The organism is Prosthecobacter sp., from assembly GCF_046154365.1.
Taxonomy (GTDB): domain Bacteria; phylum Verrucomicrobiota; class Verrucomicrobiia; order Verrucomicrobiales; family Verrucomicrobiaceae; genus Prosthecobacter.
The window spans coordinates 1-19,333 of record NZ_JBJXFV010000116.1 but is presented as its reverse complement, the minus strand read 5'-3'; the positions used below and the strand labels follow the sequence as shown (position 1 = coordinate 19,333).

At 61.1% G+C, this 19,333-nt stretch carries 16 protein-coding genes; 11 read left to right on the top strand and 5 right to left on the bottom strand.

Going from position 1 to position 19,333, the window contains the following annotated elements; genetic code table 11:
- Positions 1-4 precede the first annotated feature (4 nt).
- Together ACKVY0_RS15380 and ACKVY0_RS15375 are read left to right on the top strand one after the other, a co-directional pair.
- Positions 5-1,468 carry a formylglycine-generating enzyme family protein gene (locus ACKVY0_RS15380; RefSeq protein WP_409215704.1) on the top strand — a complete coding sequence of 488 codons (1,464 nt, stop codon included), beginning with the start codon at positions 5-7 and terminating at the stop codon, positions 1,466-1,468.
- Positions 1,469-1,470: 2 nt separating this feature from the next.
- Complete coding sequence (locus ACKVY0_RS15375; RefSeq protein ID WP_409215703.1) at positions 1,471-4,101, top strand: glycosyltransferase family 4 protein; 2,631 nt, start codon at positions 1,471-1,473, stop codon at positions 4,099-4,101.
- 56 nt (positions 4,102-4,157) lie between these two features.
- On the opposite strand, the gene ACKVY0_RS15370 is transcribed toward ACKVY0_RS15375, so the two are convergent.
- The 3 genes from ACKVY0_RS15370 to ACKVY0_RS15360 are packed head-to-tail and all read right to left on the bottom strand — an operon-like array spanning position 4,158 to position 6,460.
- A complete protein-coding gene (locus tag ACKVY0_RS15370) occupies positions 4,158-4,895 on the bottom strand; it encodes an amino acid ABC transporter ATP-binding protein (RefSeq protein ID WP_409215702.1) in 738 nt (245 codons plus the stop codon).
- Complete coding sequence (locus ACKVY0_RS15365; RefSeq protein ID WP_409215701.1) at positions 4,885-5,652, bottom strand: amino acid ABC transporter permease; 768 nt, start codon at positions 5,650-5,652, stop codon at positions 4,885-4,887. The genes ACKVY0_RS15370 and ACKVY0_RS15365 overlap by 11 nt, the downstream gene beginning before the upstream one ends.
- Positions 5,653-5,707: 55 nt before the next feature.
- Complete coding sequence (locus ACKVY0_RS15360; RefSeq protein WP_409215700.1) at positions 5,708-6,460, bottom strand: N-acetylmuramoyl-L-alanine amidase; 753 nt, start codon at positions 6,458-6,460, stop codon at positions 5,708-5,710.
- Positions 6,461-6,502: 42 nt separating this feature from the next.
- Here ACKVY0_RS15360 and ACKVY0_RS15355 point away from each other — a divergent pair, with 42 nt between their 5' ends.
- From ACKVY0_RS15355 to ACKVY0_RS15345, 3 genes are read left to right on the top strand one after another with little or no spacing between them, the layout of a single operon-like run.
- The gene (locus ACKVY0_RS15355) at positions 6,503-7,762 is read left to right on the top strand and encodes a LysM peptidoglycan-binding domain-containing protein (RefSeq protein WP_409215699.1); all 1,260 of its coding nucleotides are present in this window, start codon (positions 6,503-6,505) and stop codon (positions 7,760-7,762) included.
- 53 nt (positions 7,763-7,815) lie between these two features.
- A complete protein-coding gene (locus ACKVY0_RS15350) occupies positions 7,816-8,346 on the top strand; it encodes a hypothetical protein (protein WP_409215698.1) in 531 nt (176 codons plus the stop codon).
- A complete protein-coding gene (locus ACKVY0_RS15345; protein ID WP_409215697.1) occupies positions 8,343-8,525 on the top strand; it encodes a hypothetical protein in 183 nt (60 codons plus the stop codon). Before ACKVY0_RS15350 ends, ACKVY0_RS15345 begins: the two co-directional genes overlap by 4 nt.
- Before the next feature lie 20 nt (positions 8,526-8,545).
- On the opposite strand, the gene ACKVY0_RS15340 is transcribed toward ACKVY0_RS15345, so the two are convergent.
- Positions 8,546-9,070, bottom strand: coding sequence for a cytochrome C (locus tag ACKVY0_RS15340; protein WP_409215696.1), 525 nt, complete (start codon positions 9,068-9,070; stop codon positions 8,546-8,548).
- 92 nt (positions 9,071-9,162) lie between these two features.
- Between ACKVY0_RS15340 and ACKVY0_RS15335 the strand changes: the two genes are divergently transcribed.
- The 3 genes from ACKVY0_RS15335 (at position 9,163) to ACKVY0_RS15325 (ending at position 13,564) form a co-directional block, all read left to right on the top strand.
- On the top strand, positions 9,163-12,177 hold the full coding sequence (locus ACKVY0_RS15335; RefSeq protein ID WP_409215695.1) for a PVC-type heme-binding CxxCH protein: 3,015 nt from the start codon (positions 9,163-9,165) through the stop codon (positions 12,175-12,177).
- A gap of 99 nt (positions 12,178-12,276) precedes the next feature.
- On the top strand, positions 12,277-12,870 hold the full coding sequence (trmB, locus tag ACKVY0_RS15330) for a tRNA (guanosine(46)-N7)-methyltransferase TrmB (protein ID WP_409215694.1): 594 nt from the start codon (positions 12,277-12,279) through the stop codon (positions 12,868-12,870).
- A 7-nt stretch (positions 12,871-12,877) separates the two neighbouring features.
- Positions 12,878-13,564: a rhamnogalacturonan acetylesterase gene (locus ACKVY0_RS15325; RefSeq protein ID WP_409215693.1), complete on the top strand. Its 687-nt coding sequence runs from the start codon at positions 12,878-12,880 to the stop codon at positions 13,562-13,564.
- Between the two features lie 295 nt (positions 13,565-13,859).
- On the opposite strand, the gene ACKVY0_RS15320 is transcribed toward ACKVY0_RS15325, so the two are convergent.
- Positions 13,860-14,519: a transposase gene (locus ACKVY0_RS15320; RefSeq protein ID WP_409215692.1), complete on the bottom strand. Its 660-nt coding sequence runs from the start codon at positions 14,517-14,519 to the stop codon at positions 13,860-13,862.
- Positions 14,520-14,703: 184 nt separating this feature from the next.
- On the opposite strand from ACKVY0_RS15320, the gene ACKVY0_RS15315 reads away from it, so the two are divergent.
- From ACKVY0_RS15315 to ACKVY0_RS15305, 3 genes are all read left to right on the top strand, one after another.
- Entirely contained in the window at positions 14,704-16,158 is a 1,455-nt protein-coding gene (locus ACKVY0_RS15315) for a DUF1501 domain-containing protein (RefSeq protein WP_409215691.1), read from the top strand.
- A 257-nt stretch (positions 16,159-16,415) separates the two neighbouring features.
- Positions 16,416-17,375, top strand: coding sequence for a TlpA family protein disulfide reductase (locus tag ACKVY0_RS15310; protein WP_409215690.1), 960 nt, complete (start codon positions 16,416-16,418; stop codon positions 17,373-17,375).
- Between the two features lie 4 nt (positions 17,376-17,379).
- On the top strand, positions 17,380-19,224 hold the full coding sequence (locus ACKVY0_RS15305) for a CocE/NonD family hydrolase (protein WP_409215689.1): 1,845 nt from the start codon (positions 17,380-17,382) through the stop codon (positions 19,222-19,224).
- The last annotated feature ends 109 nt before the right edge of the window (positions 19,225-19,333 follow it).

The following is a 19,333-nucleotide window of genomic DNA, read 5'->3' as shown; positions in this document are numbered from 1 at the left end:
GTCCGTGAAACTCCAGACACATGGCTTGTGCTGGCTTGGCAGTCTGTTGGCTGTGGCCGCGCTTCATGCCCAAGCACCTGCGCTGAAGCTCGATCTCGGCAACAGCGTCCAGATGGACATGATCCTCGTGCAACCTGGCAGCTTCGAGCAGGGGTCATCCGCTGCCGAGGCCGGACACGAAGCGGATGAAACGCAGCGTCGTGTCACGCTCACGCGCCAGAATTACTTGGCGAAGTTTCCTGTCACTCGCGGTCAGTTTGCCCGCTTCATCGAGGCCACACGGCACCGTACCGAAGCCGAAGCGGGGCCTTCGGGTGGTTTTGGCGTCGTCGATGGCAAACTGGTGCAGCAGAAGCAGTTCACCTGGCGCAATCCTGGCTTCGAGCAGACCGACGATCATCCCGTCGTCATCGTCTCTGCGCTTGATGCCGCTGCGTTCTGCAACTGGCTCACCGTCAAGACCGGCCGCCTCTGCGAACTGCCCACCGAGGCGCAGTGGGAGTTCGCAGCTCGCGCAGGCACAAACACCGCGCATTACGCCGAGCCGGTCGATGACATTGCGTGGCATCGCGGCAACGCTTTGGATCAAACACATCCCGTCGGAGCAAAAAAAGCCAACGCCTGGGGCTTCCACGACTTCTACGGTCCCGTCTGGCAGTGGTGCCGCGATTGGTATGCACCGTATCCTGCCGGTGCGGCCACCGATCCGCTCCAAAGCAATCCCAATCTCGCCGACAAGCCACGGCAGGTGCTGCGCGGTGGTTCGTTCATCAGCGACGTGTCGCATGCACGCTCCGCCGAACGCTACCGCAACGACGCCCGCAGTCGCAATGCCGACAACGGCTTCCGCATCGTGTGCTCGACCACGCAGCGTGCCACCGCCACGATTCCACCGCCGGTAAAACCGTCACCACCAACTCCGCCCCCCTTCCACTCCTCGTCTCACGTCGAATTCCATCCATCCAAGTCGGCGAGTGGGGGCAGTTGGTTCGGTTCGTTGTTCCGTTTCGCCATTCCGCTGGTGATTCTAGGCATCATCGTGCGCAAGGTGCTCTCCTTCTTCAGCGGTGCGGCGAAACCCTCGGCGATTTCATCCGGCATGACCGGCCCCGAAGCCGCAGCGAGGCTTTCCGCCAAGCCATCACCTCTCGGCCATCGTTTCGCCTTCAACCTCACCGATGACGGCTTCTACATCACCGGCCCCGCCGAAGCCGTCGGCTCGCAGCTTCGGTACGAATGCGTCGTCGCTGGCCGCATGATTGCCGACGAGATCGCCTTCACCCCCGGACCGCAGGGCCAGTTCATCTTCACCGGCAAAAAACCCTCCAGCGTGCGCGTGCAGGCCACCGGCGGAGCCGCAGACACGGACAGCAGCGTCATCTCCCACGGTTCGAGTTTTGATGACGACCACCATCGCAGCAGCATCGGCTCGTCGAGCAGTTCCTCCCGTTATCCGTCCGCCTACTGAGCATGGACGGGCCGGTCTGGATCATCGCCGCTGAAAACCAGCCGCCATGGCTGCTGCGGCGCACGCAACGAACGCGACAGCGTCTTGAATGTCCACCGGCCTGCGAACAGCTCCAGCGGGCTGGAGCACTCCAGGACGCACACGCGCTGCAAGCAGGCTGGCATGTGAAATCCGGTGCTTGGAAGCCCCGCGAAGGCGGATTCCTGCCCGAAGTCGATGAACCGCTCGTTTTGATCGGTGCCACACTCCACGCGAATCATCCCACGACCGAATGGAACGACGCGTTGCAGACCAACGGCGGCCTGTTTCGCCCCGGCGACCCGTTACCCAAAATTCAAAGCCTCTGGCTGAACGAAACTGCCGCGCACGAGCTACGCGGCGCCTCATTGAATGAGATTGCGATCGCCGCGTTGCACCGCGGCTGGCGTGTTATCCGCCATTCGAGCCTGGATGTCGGTTTTGACCGTCGTCCTCGCCTGCTGCAAGTCATCACCAGCCTGCAACGTGGCGGTGCAGAGCGTCTCGCGCTCGATCTGCATCACGAGTTGCCGCGTTTCCGTGTCAGTTCGCATCTGCTGACCCTTGGCTCGCCCACTCGCGAACCGTTCCCCGCGCCTACCGATGTGATTCAACTCCGTCTGCCGCCTGATCCAGCGCTCCGCGCCCAGGAAATCATGCGCGTGGCCCGCCACGTCGGTGCGGATGCGATTCACGCACATCTCGTCGATGGCGAAACGCTTTCTCTGCTCGATCCAGCGTTGCCATTGATCGTCACGTTTCACAATCAGCGTCAAAGCTGGCCGGAAGCCAGCGAACGGCTGCGCGAGAGGCCGGACGCACTGCTGATCGGCTGCTCGCAGGCCGTGACGCGGGAAATCGAGGCTTCTTTTCCGCAGCATGCGGCACGCACGATCTGGAACGGCATTCGCCAAGGTGTGGTGGTCTCCCGGTCCCCACGGGAGTCAGGGGCCTTGTGTCTCGTCGCCATCGCCAATCCACGGCCGCAGAAACGATTGCCGCTGCTGATCGACGTTCTCGCCGAACTCCCGGGGGCAAAGCTCAAGATCGCCGGTGAACCATCCAGCATTCATGCCGATGCGCAGGCCGAGGTGCGGCTCTGCCGCGACAAGATCACCGCGCACGGACTCGAAGCAGCCGTGGAATGGCTCGGAGCTGTGGCAGACGTTTCTGCGTTGCTCACAGCGGCCGATGTGTTCGTCTCCACGAGCGCCCACGAAGGCTTGAGCCTCGCGCAACTCGAAGCATTGGCCGCAGGCGTGCCGGTGGTCGCCACCGCTGTCGGCGGCGCGGCGGAAATCGCGGCGCGGCATCCGGACATGATGAAGCTGCTGCCTGCTGACGCAAAACCCGCCGAATTTGCCACTGCCATTCGCGAACTGGCCGGGAAACGCAGTGATGGCGTTCTCACCGCCGATTTCACCACGCCAGTGATGGCTGAACGTCATGCCTGGCTGCTGCATTCGCTGCTGTGCCGCTCCGCGAAGCCGAAACACGGCCTGCTGCTCGTGACGAACAATTTTTCTACCGGCGGAGCGCAAAGCAGCGCCCGGCGTTTGCTCATCAAACTCCACGAGATGGGCGAAACGGTGCGGGCGGTGGTGTTGCAGGAATCGCCGGACGATCCCACGCCAGGACGAACGGCTTTGATCCAAGCTGGTGTGCCAGTGATGGCGCTGGAACCTGGTGAAGCGATGCGCGCCTTGATGCCGCTGTTGGAAAGCATTGCGCACGATCCACCTGAAGCCGTTTTGTTTTGGAATGTGATTCCCGAGTTCAAATTGCTGCTCGCCGAGGCGCTGCATGGTGCGCGTCTTTTCGACGTTAGTCCCGGTGAGATGCTGTTTGCCTCGCTGGAGCGTTATTTCGCGAATTCGCGTCCTGGACTGCCGATGCTAGATGCCACGTCTTATGGACGGCATTTGAGCGGTGTGATCGTGAAGCATGCCTGCGAGGTCGAACTTGCCGAAAAAGTGTTTCAGCGGCCGGTGTGCCTGATTCCGAACGGTGTGATGCCACGCGAACCCAAATCGGAGGCAGAAGTGTCGAAGTGGGTCATCGGCACCGCTGCACGCATTCATCCGCACAAGCGGCTGGAGGATTTGATCGCCGCGTTTCGTCGCGTGAACGTCAAGTGGCCGCAAACGCGTCTGCGCATCGCCGGAGCGGCGGATGCGGGGCAGGAGGACTATGCGCAGGCGCTGATGCAAAGCGTGGAAGGTTCGCCCGTCGAGTGGTGTGGCGAAGTCAGCGATCTCGCCGCGTTTCACGACAGTGTGTGCGTCTTCGCGATGATCTCGGAACCTGCGGGTTGCCCAAATGCTTCACTTGAAGCGATGGCATCGAGCTTGCCAGTGGTGGCGACAGCCGTAGGTGGTGCCATAGAGCAGATCGAAGACGGCGTGAGCGGCTTGCTGACATCGCCGCGTGATGTTGACGCGATGGCAGCGGCTTTGATGCGGGTGCTGGAAGATGACGCACTGCGTTCACGCATGCGTGTGGCGGCACTCGAACGTGTGAAAGCGCATTTCAGTCTTGATCTGATGGCGGAGGGCTATCGGAGGATAGCCTTCCAGGCTGTCGATGGACTGAGGCGTCCCGCCTTTCCCCGTTAAGGCGGGACGCCTCGATCCGCCGACAGGCCGGAGGCCTATCTTCCGGTGCGATGCGCTCACCGATACTTCGACAAGCCTTCGAGGTACTGCTGCGCGAGTGTGGTTTGTGGCTTGGTGAAGAAGTCTGCGGCAGTTGATGACTCCTGCACCTTGCCAGCGGCGAGGAAGACGACCCAGTCGGCGACTTTGCGGGCGAAGCTGATCTCGTGCGTGGCGAGGATGATGCTTTGACCGGCCTCGGCGAGTTCGCGGATGACATCAAGCACCTCGCCGGTCATGACGGGATCGAGAGCGGAGGTGGGTTCGTCGAGCAGGAGCAGGCGCGGTTTTGGTGCGAGGGCGCGGGCGATGGCGGCGCGCTGCTGCTGGCCGCCGGAGAGCTGGCTGGGGCGTTTGTGCTCGTGTGTTTCAAGACCGAGGCGGTGCAGCAGTTCCAATGCGCGCTGGGTGGCCTGTGTTTCGGACATGCCGTGAACTTCGAGCAGCGGCAGTGTGATGTTTTGCAGGGCGGTGAGGTGTGGGAAGAGGTTGTAGCCCTGGAAGACGAAGCCGTTGCTGCGGCGCTCGATCAATGCGCCGGCTTCATCGTGCGGCAGCATGCGGGCGTCGATGCTGACGCCGCCGGCATCGGGCACGAGCAGGCTGCCGAGCACGCGTAGCAGCGTGGATTTGCCGCCGCCCGAAGGTCCGAGCAGCGCGATGACGCGTGCTGCATCGCCGGTGGTGAAACTGGCACCATCGAGCGCAGCGTGAGCGCCATAGCGTTTGAGGACGGCATTCGCTTCAAGTTTCATACGCGAACCTCCCTTCGAGACGGCGTGCGAGGTGTGAGAGCGGCAGCGTGACGATGAGATAGGCAATGGCGAGCGGGATGTAGCCCTCCAGCGCGGTGTAGCTGGCCGAGTTCATGATTTTGACCTTCTGCACGAGTTCCTCAATGCCGATGACTGAGAGCAGCGAGGAGTCTTTGAGCAGCGAGACGAGCTGGCCGGTGGTGCCGGGCAACGCGCGGCGCAGAGCCTGCGGAATGATGACGAAGCGATAGGTCTGCTGAATGTTGAAGCCGACGGCGCGGGCGGCTTCAAGCTGCGAGGCACCGATGCTTTCGACCGCACCACGAAAAATTTCCGCGAGATAGGCCGCGTGGAACGCACCGAGCAGCAGCAGGCCGACGAGCAGCGGCTGGTCAATGCGCAGGGCATTGGCGACGATGTAGTAACCGATGAGAAGCTGCACGAGCAGCGGTGAGCCGCGCACGATTTCGACCACGCCGCTGCTGAGCATGCGTACCGGCGCCCAGCGTGCGCGATTGCCGAGCATGAGGACGAAACCGAACAGCACGCTCACCAGCATGGCGGCCAGCGAGACGCCCAATGTGATCAGCCAGCCGATGCCGAACTGCGTGCGGTACTGCCACACGCCCGACCAGTTCCAGCGGTACTCCACGGCGGAGAACAGCGCGTAAAAAACCTTGGACACGAGGATGAGCAGCGCCAGTGCGTAGAGCGCACGACGGGGTGTCGATGGGGTGCTGGCGGACTTTGCTGGCAAAACGTGGCGAGGGATTACGCCAGAAAGCGCCGCTGCGCCCGGATGTTTTTCAGCCTTACGAGCCAGCGACGAGCTTTGGCTGTATTTGCAGGAACAGCGCCACGCCACGGGCGATGCCGGCGGCGATTTGATCTCGATAGGCATCACGTTTCAGCCGTGCGGACTCGGTGGCGCTGGTGATGAAGCCGCATTCAACGAGCACGGCAGGGCAGGGAGCCTGGGCGACGACGGCGTAGCTGCGTGCTTTGGTGCCGCGATTCTGTGCCTTCGTCGTGGTGCAGACCATGCGCTGCACGGTGCTGGCAAAGTCGGCGCTGGTTCCCGTCTTTGCCCCGGAGCCAGTCTGTGGGTGCTGGCGGGAGGAGAGCGGCTGCGATTCGGCAAAGTAGGTCTCGATGCCTTCGGCGGCATGGCCCTCGCCGTCGGTGTTGAGGTGGACACTGACGAAGGCGGCGGCCTGGTGGGTGCCAGCGAGGGCGGCGCGTGCTTCGAGTGGGAGGAAAGTGTCGCCGCCGCGTGTCAGGCGCACGCGCAGACCAGCGGCTTCGAGTTCGCGTTGCAGGCGGCGGGCGAGGTCGAGCGCGAGATTTTTTTCAATGATGCCATTGGCGACGGCCCCGCCATCATGCCCGCCGTGACCGGCATCGACGATGACCAGCGGGGCGGTTTCGTCCCAGCGAGGCAGGACGAGCGAAGGGAGCGAAGCCTGTCGTTGCTCCAGCCAGACGAGGGCCAAGGCGCTGCCACCGAGGGCCGAGAAGGCGGCCAGGGTTTGCAGGGCCAGGGCGATGAAAAGGCGAAATTTCAAAAAATTATTCAGATATATAAAATATTTGTTTGAATTAACAACATGATTTTCTACAATGACTATATGAAGACGCTGTCCTTTACCTCCCGTGTGCTGGTTTCTCTCCTGGCTGTGTTGGGATTTGAAGCCAGTTCGTTCGTCTCCGCCCAGGTCTCGAACACCTACACGCTGCAGCCGCCTCCGGGTTATCCCGCCAGCGGGGCACCGAGACAACCCGTCTCCACCAGGGCTGCCAGACAGTCCGCCGCCAGCGTTCAGGCTCCGGCAAACTATACCTACCCGCCCCCCGCCGGTTATACCTACCCACCACCGCCGGGTTATGGAATGCCGCCGCCTGCCAAGCCTTCAACATCGAAGAAGGCGACCTCCAGCACCACAACGCCCAAAAAATCGACGCCAGCACCAGCGCCCAAGTATTACGGCCCGACGGGCGACATCAGCAGCCAGGTGGCCAAGCTGGCTGAGAGCGACCGAGTGCAAAACTCACGGCTGGGTGAGCTGGAACGCGATGTGAGCGGCATCAAACGCGGCGGCAAAGGCAGCTCCACCACGCGCTACAACGGCGGCACCGACCTCGCCTCCCACACCACCCACGTCGTCCGCCCTGGCGACACGATGTGGCATATCGCCTCGACGCATCGCGTGAGCGTGGGGGAGATTCAGCAGCTCAACCGCCTCTCCGGCGAAAACGTCTCCATCGGCCAGACGCTGCTCATTCCTTCCCCGCACCGCAGCAGTTCGACGACGCCAGCGAGCTACACGCCTGCGACGCCCGGCAGCCCAGCGCCCACATCCACCACCTACATCGTAAAGAAAGGCGATAGCCTCAAAGCCATCGCCATCCGCTACAAGACGACGACAACCGCCCTCGCTGCTGCAAACCATATCAAAGACCCCAACAAACTCCTCCTCGGTCAGCGCCTGGTGATTCCCGGACGCAGCGGCGGCAGCACCGTTGCTTCCAACAACAAGACGAAACCCAAAACCGTGGTGCCCGAATCTTCCGACACCATTCCACTTCCTGGCTTCGGCGTGCCCTCCACGCCTGCACCGGCGGCCATCGCACCGCAGCCGCCTGCTGCTCCTGCCCCCACCCCGCCAAAAAGCGCAGCCGCTGACACCCATCGCGGCATCCTGGCCTACCGTGTTGACCGCAGTGACACCTTGGAAAGCATCGCTCAGCAATTCAGCACCACGCCGGACCGCATTCGCGAAATGAACCGCCTCCAGCCGGGTGCGAAGCTCAACAGCGGCGATGAAATCATGGTTCCTGCCATGGGTGCCGTCTCGGTGGGGAATTGAGCGGCAGGCAAGAGCATCTTGAGGCCGATGTGAAGCGCGGTAGAGTCGCTGCCATGCAGTCACTGGCCGAGTTTCTTTTCCGCGCACAACGTCGGGGTGAATTGCGCTTTATGCTCATTGGCGGCAGGTCGCTTGAGGCTCATGGTTATGTGCGCAACACCAAGGATGTGGACTTTCTGATCGCCACTCACGACATTCCCGTGATGGAGCGTCTGCTCAAGTCCATCGGCTATCACAAGGAGGCTGAGACGGAGATTTTCTCTCGCTGGAAGCATTCCTCGATGGAGGCGGAGGATGTGGATTTGATGTTCGTGAGCGATTCCACCTTTGAATCGCTCGATAAAGACTGCGTGACGATGCCGATCGGTTCCGCCGTGTTGCGAGTGCCTTCCGTGGCGGGGATCACGGCGCTCAAGCTGCATGCCATCAAAAACAATCCTGACCGGCTCGCTAAGGACAGCACGGACATTCTGTCACTGATGCGGCTGAACCCGGTGGCCCTGGATCATGACGGCCTGCGGGTGCTTTGCGAAAAATTTGGCAACGCCGAAATCTGGGCCAAACTCGAACTGCTGCTGTCATGATTCCCCCGCACCTTCTCGATCTCGAACTGCCCGTCGGTCGCATTCCGACGGATGGCAAAGACACGGCCACGCCCGAACAAAACGACGCCTGGCAGTGGGAAAACAACCGGCTGCGCTGGGAACGCGGCGATTTCAGCCGCAGCGACACGCCTGTGAATGTGATGTTCGAGATCGAGTAGCTGTAGTCATCGCTGACAGCTCACTCCGTCACAAAATCCCGCATTTCATACAGCTTCGGGTCACGCACTGGCTCCTTGCGGGCTGATTTTACGCGCTTGAGCATCTGCGAGAACAACGCATCAGCTCCCTCGCCCTCATCCATCCCGCCGAACTGCTCCTCCAGCTTCTCGGGATCTTCACCCGCTTCGAGGCGGCGCACCATCTCCCGCAGCTCGGGCGGCGTCTTATCTCCCATCATGTCCGTCATCTTGCGCATGAAGTGGCCGAGCTGACGCGGATCGGGGTTTTCCTCATCCATGCCGCCCATCTCACGTTCCATGTCCTGCATGAAGCTGTCCATCTTCGCTTCATCCATGCCCGCGAAGGGATCATCCCCCGTCTCCTCCTTCGCCTGGCCGATCACCGCAAAGCGCGACACTCGCTTCTCCATTTTCAAACCTGCGCCATCTGGGCACGCTGGCAGCTTGTCACGGTACGACAGCGAGCGGGCGAGAAAGGAATACAGCTTGTTGTTGTCGGGGCAGTAGAACTCGTAGATCGGCATGGTTGGGTGGGAAAATCTTTCGCCTCACCATAGCCGGCGGAACTTCGCACTCAAGGAAAGCAAATCAGCACGCTCATCGTTCCATGGCCCTCATGTTTCGCCATCTCCTCCTCGTTCTGTGCCTGTCGTCCATCGCCGCCGCCCAGCTCCCACTCGAACTCAAGCCCGGCACGCGCATCGCCCTCATCGGCAATTCACTCTTCGACCGCATGCGCGACTACGGCCAGTTCGAGGCCCTGCTCCACCAGCGCTTCGCCAAAGAACAGCTCGTGGTGCGGAATCTCTCGTGGTCTGCCGATGAAGTCGCCCTGCGCCCGCGCCCCGATGGCTTCGGCGATCTCAATCAGCACCTCACCGAGCACAAGACCGACGTCATCCTCGCCGCCTTCGGCTTCAACGAGTCCTTCAAAGGCGAAAAGGGAGTCGCGGAGTTCGAAACACTGCTGAAGGCCTTCCTCATTGAGCTGAAGGCGCATCGCTACAACGGCACCTCCGAGCCGAAAATCGTCCTCGTGAGCTCCACCGCTGCTGAGAAGCCGCACGAGCATCTCAACGCCCAAATCAAGCTCTACACCGACGCGATGAAAAAGGTCGCCACGGCCGAAAACGTGGCCTTTGCCGATGTGTTCACCGATTTGGCACCCAAAACGACGAACGGCGTTCATCTCGATGCCGCTGGCTATCTCGCATTCGGTGAACGCCTTTACAACCAGCTCACCCAAGAAACCCCGCCCAAGCTCAACGCCGCCGTCCGCGCCGCCGTCGTCGAGAAGGAGGACAAATTCTTCCAGCACTACCGCCCGCTGAACTACTTCTACATCAAAGGCGGCCGCATGGAGCCCTACGGCGTCGTGAACTTCCCCGGAGAACTCAAAAAGCTCCTCCAGATGACCGAAGCCCGAGACGCCGCCATCTGGCAAACCGTCACTCAGGTCACTCCAGTCAATCCCGTCCCCCCAAACGACAAAACCACCGACCCCCTCCCCACCATCACCGGCGACCGCCCCATCAACGAATGGCTCTCCCCCGCTGCTGAACTCGCCGCCTTCAAAATCGACCCCCGCTTCGAGGTCAGCCTCTTCGCCTCCGAAGAAGACTTCCCCGACCTCTTCGTGAAGCCCATCGCCATCCGCTTCGACACCAAAGGCCGTCTCTGGGTCAGCACCAGCACCACCTACCCGCAGATCATGCCCGGCGAGGCCCCGCAGGACCGCATCCTCATCCTCGAAGACACCAACGGCGACCACCGCGCCGACAAATGCAGCGTATGGGCCGACAAACTCGCCATCCCGCTCAGCTTTGAGTTTGGCAATGGCGGCGTCTTCGTCTCCGACCAGCCGCACCTCACCTTCCTCAAAGACACCGATGGCGACGGCAAGGCCGACCACCGCGAAAAACTCCTCACCGGCTTCGGCACCGAGGACAGCCACCACGCCTTGCACGACTTCGTCTGGAGCCCCGAGGGCGATCTCATCTTCCGCGAGAGCATCTTCCATCACAGCCAGGTCGAGACGCCCTACGGCCCCGTCCGCGCCCGCGAGAGCAGCTTCTTCCGCTACACGCCCGCCACCGGAAAGCTGCTCGCCTTTGGCAGTTACATGAGCACGAACCCCTGGGGCATCACCTTCGACGACTGGGGCTTCCACGTCGGCAGCCATCCCGTCTTCGCCAGCGCTGTGCATGCGCTCAATGCGCCCTATCCCGACATCCACGTCCCTGCCGGGAACTACTTCCCCGCTTACAGCGGCACCTGCGGCCAGGAATTCCTCACCAGCAGCCACTGGCCGAAGGAACTGCGCGACAAAAAACACTTCATGCGCGTCCGCTACAAGCCCACCAACGAAGTCGAACTGCACGAGTGGGTGGAGCACGACACGCACTTCGAGGAAAAGAAAGTCGGCATCGTCTTCCAGAGCACGAACCTGAGCTTCATCCCCGTGGACATCCAGCAAGGCCCCGACGGCGCGATGTACATCGCCGACTGGTACAACCCCGTCAAAGGCCACGCGCAATACTCCCTCCGCGACACCCGCCGCGACAAAAAATCCGGCCGCATCTGGCGCATCACCGCGAAAGATCAAAAACTCGAAGAACCACCCAAGATCGCAGGTGCGAGCATCCCTGAATTACTCGACCTGCTGAAGAGCGAGAACTACCGCACGCGGTATCGTGCGAAGGTGGAGTTGAGGGAAAGGGAGGCCATGGAAGTGCTGCCTGCGATCACTGACGTGTCGAATCCATCTGCTCACCTCCTAGCGGAACTTTTTTGGACGGCATCGCCATTTCTGGCAGCCCAGCCAGCTTTTCCTTGGCAGGCACTCATCAACCTCAGTGAGAACCCCTCGCCGTTGGCGAGAGTTGCAGCAGCAAGAGCGCTTAGATTTGCTCGCCTTAGTGAAAGCAGAAGCATGCTGCACAAGAAATCATGCAACGACCCCAGCGGCCTCGTCCGCCTCGAAGCGGCCATCGCGGCGAGTTACATCGGCACGCCGGAAGCCTTGGAAGCCGCGCTCGATCTGCTGAAGCACCCGATGGACTCTTACCTCAACTACGCGCTGCGCACCTCGCTCGACAGCCACACGCTGCAGCCGCTTTGGAAGGGCAACACCACCTTCCTGGCGAAGCATCCCGAGTTGGTAAAATTCCTCCAAGACAGCGAGCCGAAGAAGCCCGCGCTGATGGCGAAGAAAAAGAAGGCCGAGAAGCCCGATCCCTTCGACGCACAGCCCGGCCTGCAAACCATCACCATCAAGACCATCCCCGAGCGCCTGCTCTACGACCTGCGCGAGTTCCAAGTGGCTCCCGGAGCCCCCGTGAAGCTCGTTTTCGAAAATCCCGACGTCACCCCGCACAATCTCCTCATCGTCCAGCCCGGCGCAGCGGACGAAGTCGGCATGGCCGGCAACGAAATGGCCAAAACGCCCGACGGCTTCGCCAAAGGCTTCATCCCCGACTCCCCGAAGATCCTGCACAAAACCAAGATGCTCAACCAAGGCGACCGCGAGACCCTCCGCTTCACCGCACCCACCGCCAAAGGCACCTACCCCTACATCTGCACCTTCCCCGGCCACTGGCTCGTCATGAAAGGCGAGATGATTGTGGAATGATTTGAGGATCAGCCTACGGAACACACCGAATACACGGAAACAGAAGTTCAACTTCTCGCCCCATTCAATTCCGTGTATTCCGTGTGTTCCGTAGGCCCAATGAATTCCCTCTTTGCCCCCCCAGATTACTTTCAAGAACTGCCCGAAGTCTTCCCCGCCTCCCCCCGTCCGCTCGAGATCGATCTCGGCTGCGGTGACGGCACCTTCATCACCGGCATGGCCGCGCAGCATCCCGAGCGCGACTTCCTCGGTGTCGAGCGCATGCTCGGCCGTGTGGACAAAACCATGCGCAAAATCGAACGCATGCAGCTCCCCAACGCCCGCGTCATGCGGCTCGAAAGCGCCTACACCGTCGGCTGGCTGCTGCCGAGTGCCCGCGTGAGCCGCCTGCATCTTCTCTGCCCCGATCCGTGGCCGAAAAAGAGCCACGCCGCACGCCGGCTCGTGAATCAAAGCGAGTTCCTGGATGGCTTGCACCGCATTCTCGTCCCCAATGGCGAATTCCTCCTCAAAACCGATGACCAGCCGTACTTCGAAGACGCCCTCGCCAGTTTCGAGTCACGCACGCATCAGTTCAAACGTCTCGACTGGCCTGACGACGCGTTCTTTTATCCCACCACCGACTTTGAGCAGGACTGGCTCAACATGGGCCGCAGCATCCGCCGTGCGAGATGGCAGAAGATCGCACGTTAACTCGCCCATGCTCCGCCACTGTCTTCTCGCCGTCTTTTTCAGTCTTACGATCGCACACGCTGCCGAAACCAAAACCCGCGTCGCACTCGCCGGTGATTCCACCGTCACCGACAAAGCCGGCTGGGGTGCCGCCTTCGGCAAGTTGCTCGTTCCCACCGCCGAATGCCTTAATTTCGCCGGCGGCGGCCAAAGCAGCAAAAGTTTCCGCGACAGCGGCAACTGGAAGAAAGTCATCGACTCGAAACCCGCCTTCGTTCTCATCCAGTTCGGCCACAACGACATGCCCGGCAAAGGTCCGCAGCGAGAAACCGATCCCGCGACGACGTACTCCGAAAACCTGGGGCACTTCATCGACGAAGCCCGCGCCATCGGTGCCCAACCGATCCTCGTCACCTCCCTCGCCCGCCGCACCTTCGACAACGGCAAAATTCGCGGCGAACTCAAGCCCTGGGCTGAAGCAGCGACCAAGGTGGCCGCTGAAAAGAAAGTGCCGCTCGTCGATCTGTTCACGCTCAGCGTCGAGTTGCACAACAAGCTCGGCCTCGTCGAGTCCGACACCTTCAATCCGCCCGGCAAAGACGGCAAACACACGGATCATACCCACCTCAACGCCCACGGTGCCGAAGTCATCGCCAAGATCATCGCCGACGAACTTCGCAAGGTGGCACCTGACCTCGCCAAGTTGCTGAAGTGAACATGGGGGCATGACTGATTTTTCACCGCGACACGGGATGATCAATCCTCTCACTGAGGTTGGCTAGGTGACGTGCAAAATCTTCGGCTTCAATGTCCGCGAGCGATTGCTGGAACGACGCGCGTTGTTGCGTGCGGGAGGCTTTCCAAGCATCGAGGCATTGGCGCTGCTGCGCGGCTGAGTTCACGCCGAAAGTAGCCGTCATCGCTCCGCGTGACGAGCGGTGCGCTCGTTCAACCCGTACGACGCCCAAAGGCCAATCATCGCTTGTCCTGCCTCCCACACGCTCAGCTCATCACGCGGAGCGGTGATGGCTACTTTTCCACCGCAGCGCCTCACCCGACCGCAGGCCCGCGTGCGCCGGGTTCTCTGCGATGTAGCGCTGCAAACGCCGGAACTGTGCCTCATGCCGCACGAGATGATCAAACGCATCCTGCTGCCAGAAACGGCCCTTCGTGCCGAGCCGACGATTGATCTGCACACCCGTGAAGTGCTTCCATGACTCGCACTGCTCCAGCAGTGCGGCCTTGTCGGGAAAACAGGCCAGCAGATGCACATGATTCGGCATGATCACGAAGTCGAGCATCTCATAGCGGTCACCATCGAAGTACAGGAGGCTGTCACGCACGATTTGAGCGAGTTCCGGCTGGCGCAGCACGCAGGCACCATGACCCAAATCCAGATGTTCATGCCACTTCGTCGTGAATTGCTCGTGATACTCGGTCATCTGCTCAAGCGGTAGATCCTGCACCTGCGCTTTCCAACCTGGCAGCGTCGGATCAATGTCGTGCGCGACCAGCCAGCGGTTGCGCTCCGCCCGCCAACCCTCCAGCACCTCCTGCGGCATGGAATCCAGGGTGCGCCAGGTGATGAACACCACCGCCCCATCCTGTGCCCAGTGCGGCAGTTTGCGCTGGGTGATGAGAAGATCGTCATGCGGGTTGAAGAATCGCATGGCCGCGACGCTAGCTGGCAGGACTCGCGAAGCGAGCAAAAGTAGCCGTCATCGCTCCGCGTGACGAGCTGGACGCTGGTGTAACACGAATGGCGTCCTGCCTGCCACACGCTCAGCTCATCACGCGGAGCGATGATGGCTACTATCCGCAAGCTCGGCAGAGATCGCACGTTTTCCTCTCATCATGCACGACCTCGACGCCAGCCTCCCAGAGCACCTCCTTCGCCGCGACTTCCTCAAGAAACTCGCCACAGCTTCCACCGCCGCGTGGATGACCGGCGCACCAAAGGCGATCTGGGCCAAAACCGGCGAAAAAGTCACGCATCCACCTGCGAAAGCCGATGCGTGCATCCTTTTGTGGATGGCGGGAGGCATGGCGGCACCGGACACGTTTGATCCGAAGGGCTACCTGCCCTTCGAGAAGGGTCTCGAGGTCAAACGCATGCTCAGCACCTTCCCGGCGATCAACACGAGCGTGGATGGCATCAAAATTTGCCAGGGACTCGAAAACATCGCGCAGGTCATGGATCGCGGCACGCTCATCCGCAGCGCGGTGCAGCCGGACCTCGGCAGCATCCTGCACTCGCGGCATCAGTATCACTGGCACACCGGCTATGTGCCGCCGCAGACGGTGGCATGCCCGCACATCGGCTCCTGGATGGCGAAGGTGCTTGGCCCGCGCAATTCGGTGATGCCCGCGTTCATCAACATCGGCCAGCGACTCGAAGGTGTGGGCGAAAGCGAGGAACTGAAGGCCTTCACCACCGCCGGATTCTTCGGCAGCGAGTTCGGACCGATGAATCTGCCTTATCCCGAAGAAGCCGCGCAATCGGTGAAACCGCCGAAGGGCATGGACGCGAACCGTTTCGCCAATCGCGACCGCTTGTTCCGCAAACTTGTCGATCAAAGCCCGCAACGCGAGTTCATGAGCGATTACCAGCAGGAATCCATGCTGCGCAGCATGGACAATGCGTATCGCCTGCTCAGTGCGAAGGAGCGCGAGGCCTTCGACATCACCCTAGAGCCGAAGGAGAGCTACGCGAAGTATGACACGGGCCGCTTTGGCCGCGGCTGCCTGCTCGCACGTCGTTTGATCGAGGCGGGCACACGATTTGTCGAGGTCACCACCGAGTATGTGCCCTTCTTCCAATGGGACACGCACAAGGACGGCCACACCACCGTGGATGCCATGCACAAGGAGATCGACCGCCCTATCGCGCAGCTCGTGCGTGATTTGGAAGCGAAGGGCCTGCTGGATCGCACGCTCATCATCATCGCCAGCGAGTTCAGCCGCGATGCGCTCATGGAAGGCAAGCCCGGCTCCACCGCGAACGACCAGACGACCTTCAAGGTTGATACCCTCAGCGAAATGAAGCACTACGGCCTGCACCGCCACTTCACTGGCGGCACCAGCGTCATGACCTTCGGCGGTGGCGTGAAGAAAGGCTTCCTCTACGGCGAAACGGCCGATGAGCGCCCGCTCATTGCCACCAAGAATCCCGTCAGCGTCATGGACCTGCACGCCACGATCATGACCGCCATGGGCATCAGCCCGAAGACCGAGTTCGAGATCGAAGGCAGGCCGTTTTACGTCACCGAGGACGGGAAAGGGAAGGCTGTGACGGAAATCTTCGCGTGAGATGCTCGAATCGTAGGCCGGATGTGTTGGGCGGAAATCAACATCGCCATTCCCCTCGCATCCTTCGCCCAACTATCCGGCTCTTGGTGCTCCCGTATGCCCCCCGGCCTGCATACGCTCCCCAAACCCAGCCGGATAGTTCGGCGAACACGCCACTCGTGTTGGCGAGGCTCAACGCGCCGAACACATCCGGCCTACGACGGAAATCTTCGCGTAAACGATTGCCAGCGGCGGTTTGCCCCGTTTAGGCTGGTCTCATGAACGCACACCGCCTTCTCTGCATCGGGGTCACGACTTTTGTCCTGGCCGTTTCCTCCTCTCTTCGTGCTGCTGACGGCGATGCCGAATGGCAGAAGGTCAATGATGTCGTCGAAGGCATCAAGAATCCGAAGGAGAAGCCCAAGTCACGCGATGAGGCGATTGCGTTGCTGAAGACGGGACTGACGAACTTCGATGCGGCCTACGCTGCGGCCATGAAAGCCGCACCCACCAACCCGGCCCGATGGGAAGCAGCGCTGTTCGAGTCCATGGTCGGACAGGCACGTGAGATCGCAGGCGTGCCTGCCCCTGCGAAGGCGGCGATCACCCTCGCCGACATTATGAAAGCCGCAGATGCCAAGCCGGAAACCAAATCACAGGCCAGCCTGATTGATGTCATGGAGTCTGCTGAAGCAGCCGAAGGTCCGGGCGGCGACACCGTCGCATGGATGGCGAAGGCGGAGAAGCATCTGAAGGCGTTTCCCGAGGAGAAGATGAACCGAGTGGTCGAAGGCAAAGTGAAGAGCATCAAAGCCACCGCTGATCTCAAGAACAAGCCGTTTGAACTCAAATTCACCGCCGTGGACGGCAAGGAAGTCGATGTCAGCAAACTTCAGGGCAAGGTCGTGCTCATCGACTTCTGGGCCACCTGGTGCGGCCCATGCGTGGCGGAGCTGCCAAACGTGATCAAAGCCTACAAAGAGCTGCATCCGAAGGGCTTTGAAATCGTCGGCATCTCGCTCGACTCCGACAAGGCCGCGCTGGAAGCCTTCGTGAAGGAAAAAGGCATGGAATGGCCGCAGTACTTCGACGGCAAAGGCTGGCAGAATGAAATCTCCACCAAGTACGGCATCGAATCGATTCCTGCGATGTGGCTGCTGAACAAGAAGGGCATGGTCGTGAGCACCAACGCTCGCGACGGCCTCGAAGAAACGGTGGCGAAATTGCTCGCGGAGTAAGTTTATGCTCCATCGCTCGCTGTTCACGGCGGTCTTACTGGCTGCTTCCTGGCTGCATGCCCAGGAAGCAGCCATCAAGGTTCAGAAGAATGTCATGGTGGCAATGCGCGATGGCGTGAAGCTCGCCACGGACATCTACCTGCCTGCTGCGAATGCGGACAAGCTGCCCGTCATCCTGACGCGTCTGCCTTACAACAAGGACGGCGCGGAAAGGTACGGCGAATACTTTGCCGCGAACGGTTATGCCTTCGTGGCGCAGGATACGCGTGGTCGTTACGCCTCGGAGGGTGTGTGGCATTGGATGACCGATGACGGCGTCGATGGGGCCGATTGCGCCGCGTGGATTGCCGCGCAGCCGTGGTCGAACGGCAAGATCGGCATGGTGGGCACCTCGTATGTCGGCGGCACGCAGCATGCGATGGCTTTGGAAAAAGTGCCGCAGCTCACCACCGTCATTCCCGTCGATGCCGTGTCCAACATGGGCCGCCAGAGCATGCGGAATGCGGGTGCGTTTGAGATGCGCTTCTGGAACTGGATCATGCTCAATGCCGGCAAAGGCAGCAACGCGGCGCTTGATCCCGCCACGCAGAACGAACTCAAGGAGATGGCGGACCATCGCTGGGATTATCTCTCGCTGCTGCCGCTGCGTCCAGGCTCCACGCCGCTCAAACTGGCCCCCGAATACGAAGACTGGCTCATCCAGGCCATGCGCCACGGCAAGGACGACGCTTTCTGGAAGCAGAACAACATCCTGGCCGATCCTGCGCGCTACAAGGACATGCCCGTCTATTTCGTCGGCGGCTGGTATGACTCGTGGGCCGGCAACACGTCCGCCAACTTCACCGCGCTGTCGAAGACGCTCAAAAGCGACGTCTATTTCATCATGGGACCGTGGATTCATGGCGCGCAGAACAAATCAAAGCACGGCCAGGTCGATTTCGGTGCCACCGCGGCCATCGAAGATCAGCTCGCCTGGCGCAAGGAGTGGTTCGATCACTGGATGAAGGGAATCGACAACAGCGTCGGCAAAGCCGCGCCCTTCGCCAAAAAGGTGCGCATCTTCGTCATGGGCACCGGCGACGGCAGCAAGACCAAGGACGGCCTGCTCAATCACGGCGGTCAGTGGCGCGATGAAAAGGAATGGCCGCTGGCCCGCATGAAGCCCACGCCGTTCTATTTGCATGCCGACGGCCTGTTGAGCGATGTGAAGACGAAAAACGAGACGGCAGCGACGAGCTATGCGTTTGATCCGCGGAATCCCGTGCCCACGCTCGGTGGCAATATCTCCTCCGGTGACGGCATCATGCAGCAGGGCGCGTGGGATCAGCGCGGTGGCGAAAAATTCTGGAACTGGACGAAACCCATCCCGCTTTCCGCCCGCAGCGATGTGCTCGTGTTCCAAACTGCGCCGCTGGCCGAAGACATCGAGATCACCGGCGAGATCGAGGTGAAACTCTGGGCCTCATCGTCGGCCGTGGACACCGACTTCACCGCCAAGCTCATCGACGTTTATCCGCCCAGCGCCGACTGGCCGCATGGTTTCGACCTCAATCTCCAGGACGGCATCGTACGCGCGCGCTTTCGCGATTTGTTGCAGGAGGAAAAGCTTATGGAGCCAGAGAAGGTCTATCCTTTCACCATCAAGCTCTACCCCACGAGCAACGTCTTCAAAAAAGGCCACCGCATCCGTGTGGACATCAGCAGCAGCAACTTCCCGCGCTTCGACGTGAACCCGAACACTGGCGAACCGCTTCAGCAGCACCGCCGCACGGTCATCGCCACGAACACGATCCATTACGGTGCTGAATATCCTTCGCACATCGTGCTGCCGTTGGTGCCTCAGCCGTAACCATGCAGTTGGGTTTGCGCTGAGCGCGGCAGCGTCCTGGAGTGCTCCAGCCCTCTGGAGCTTTCCGCAGGCCCGGGGACGCTCGAAAGCGCCAGAGGACTGGCGCACA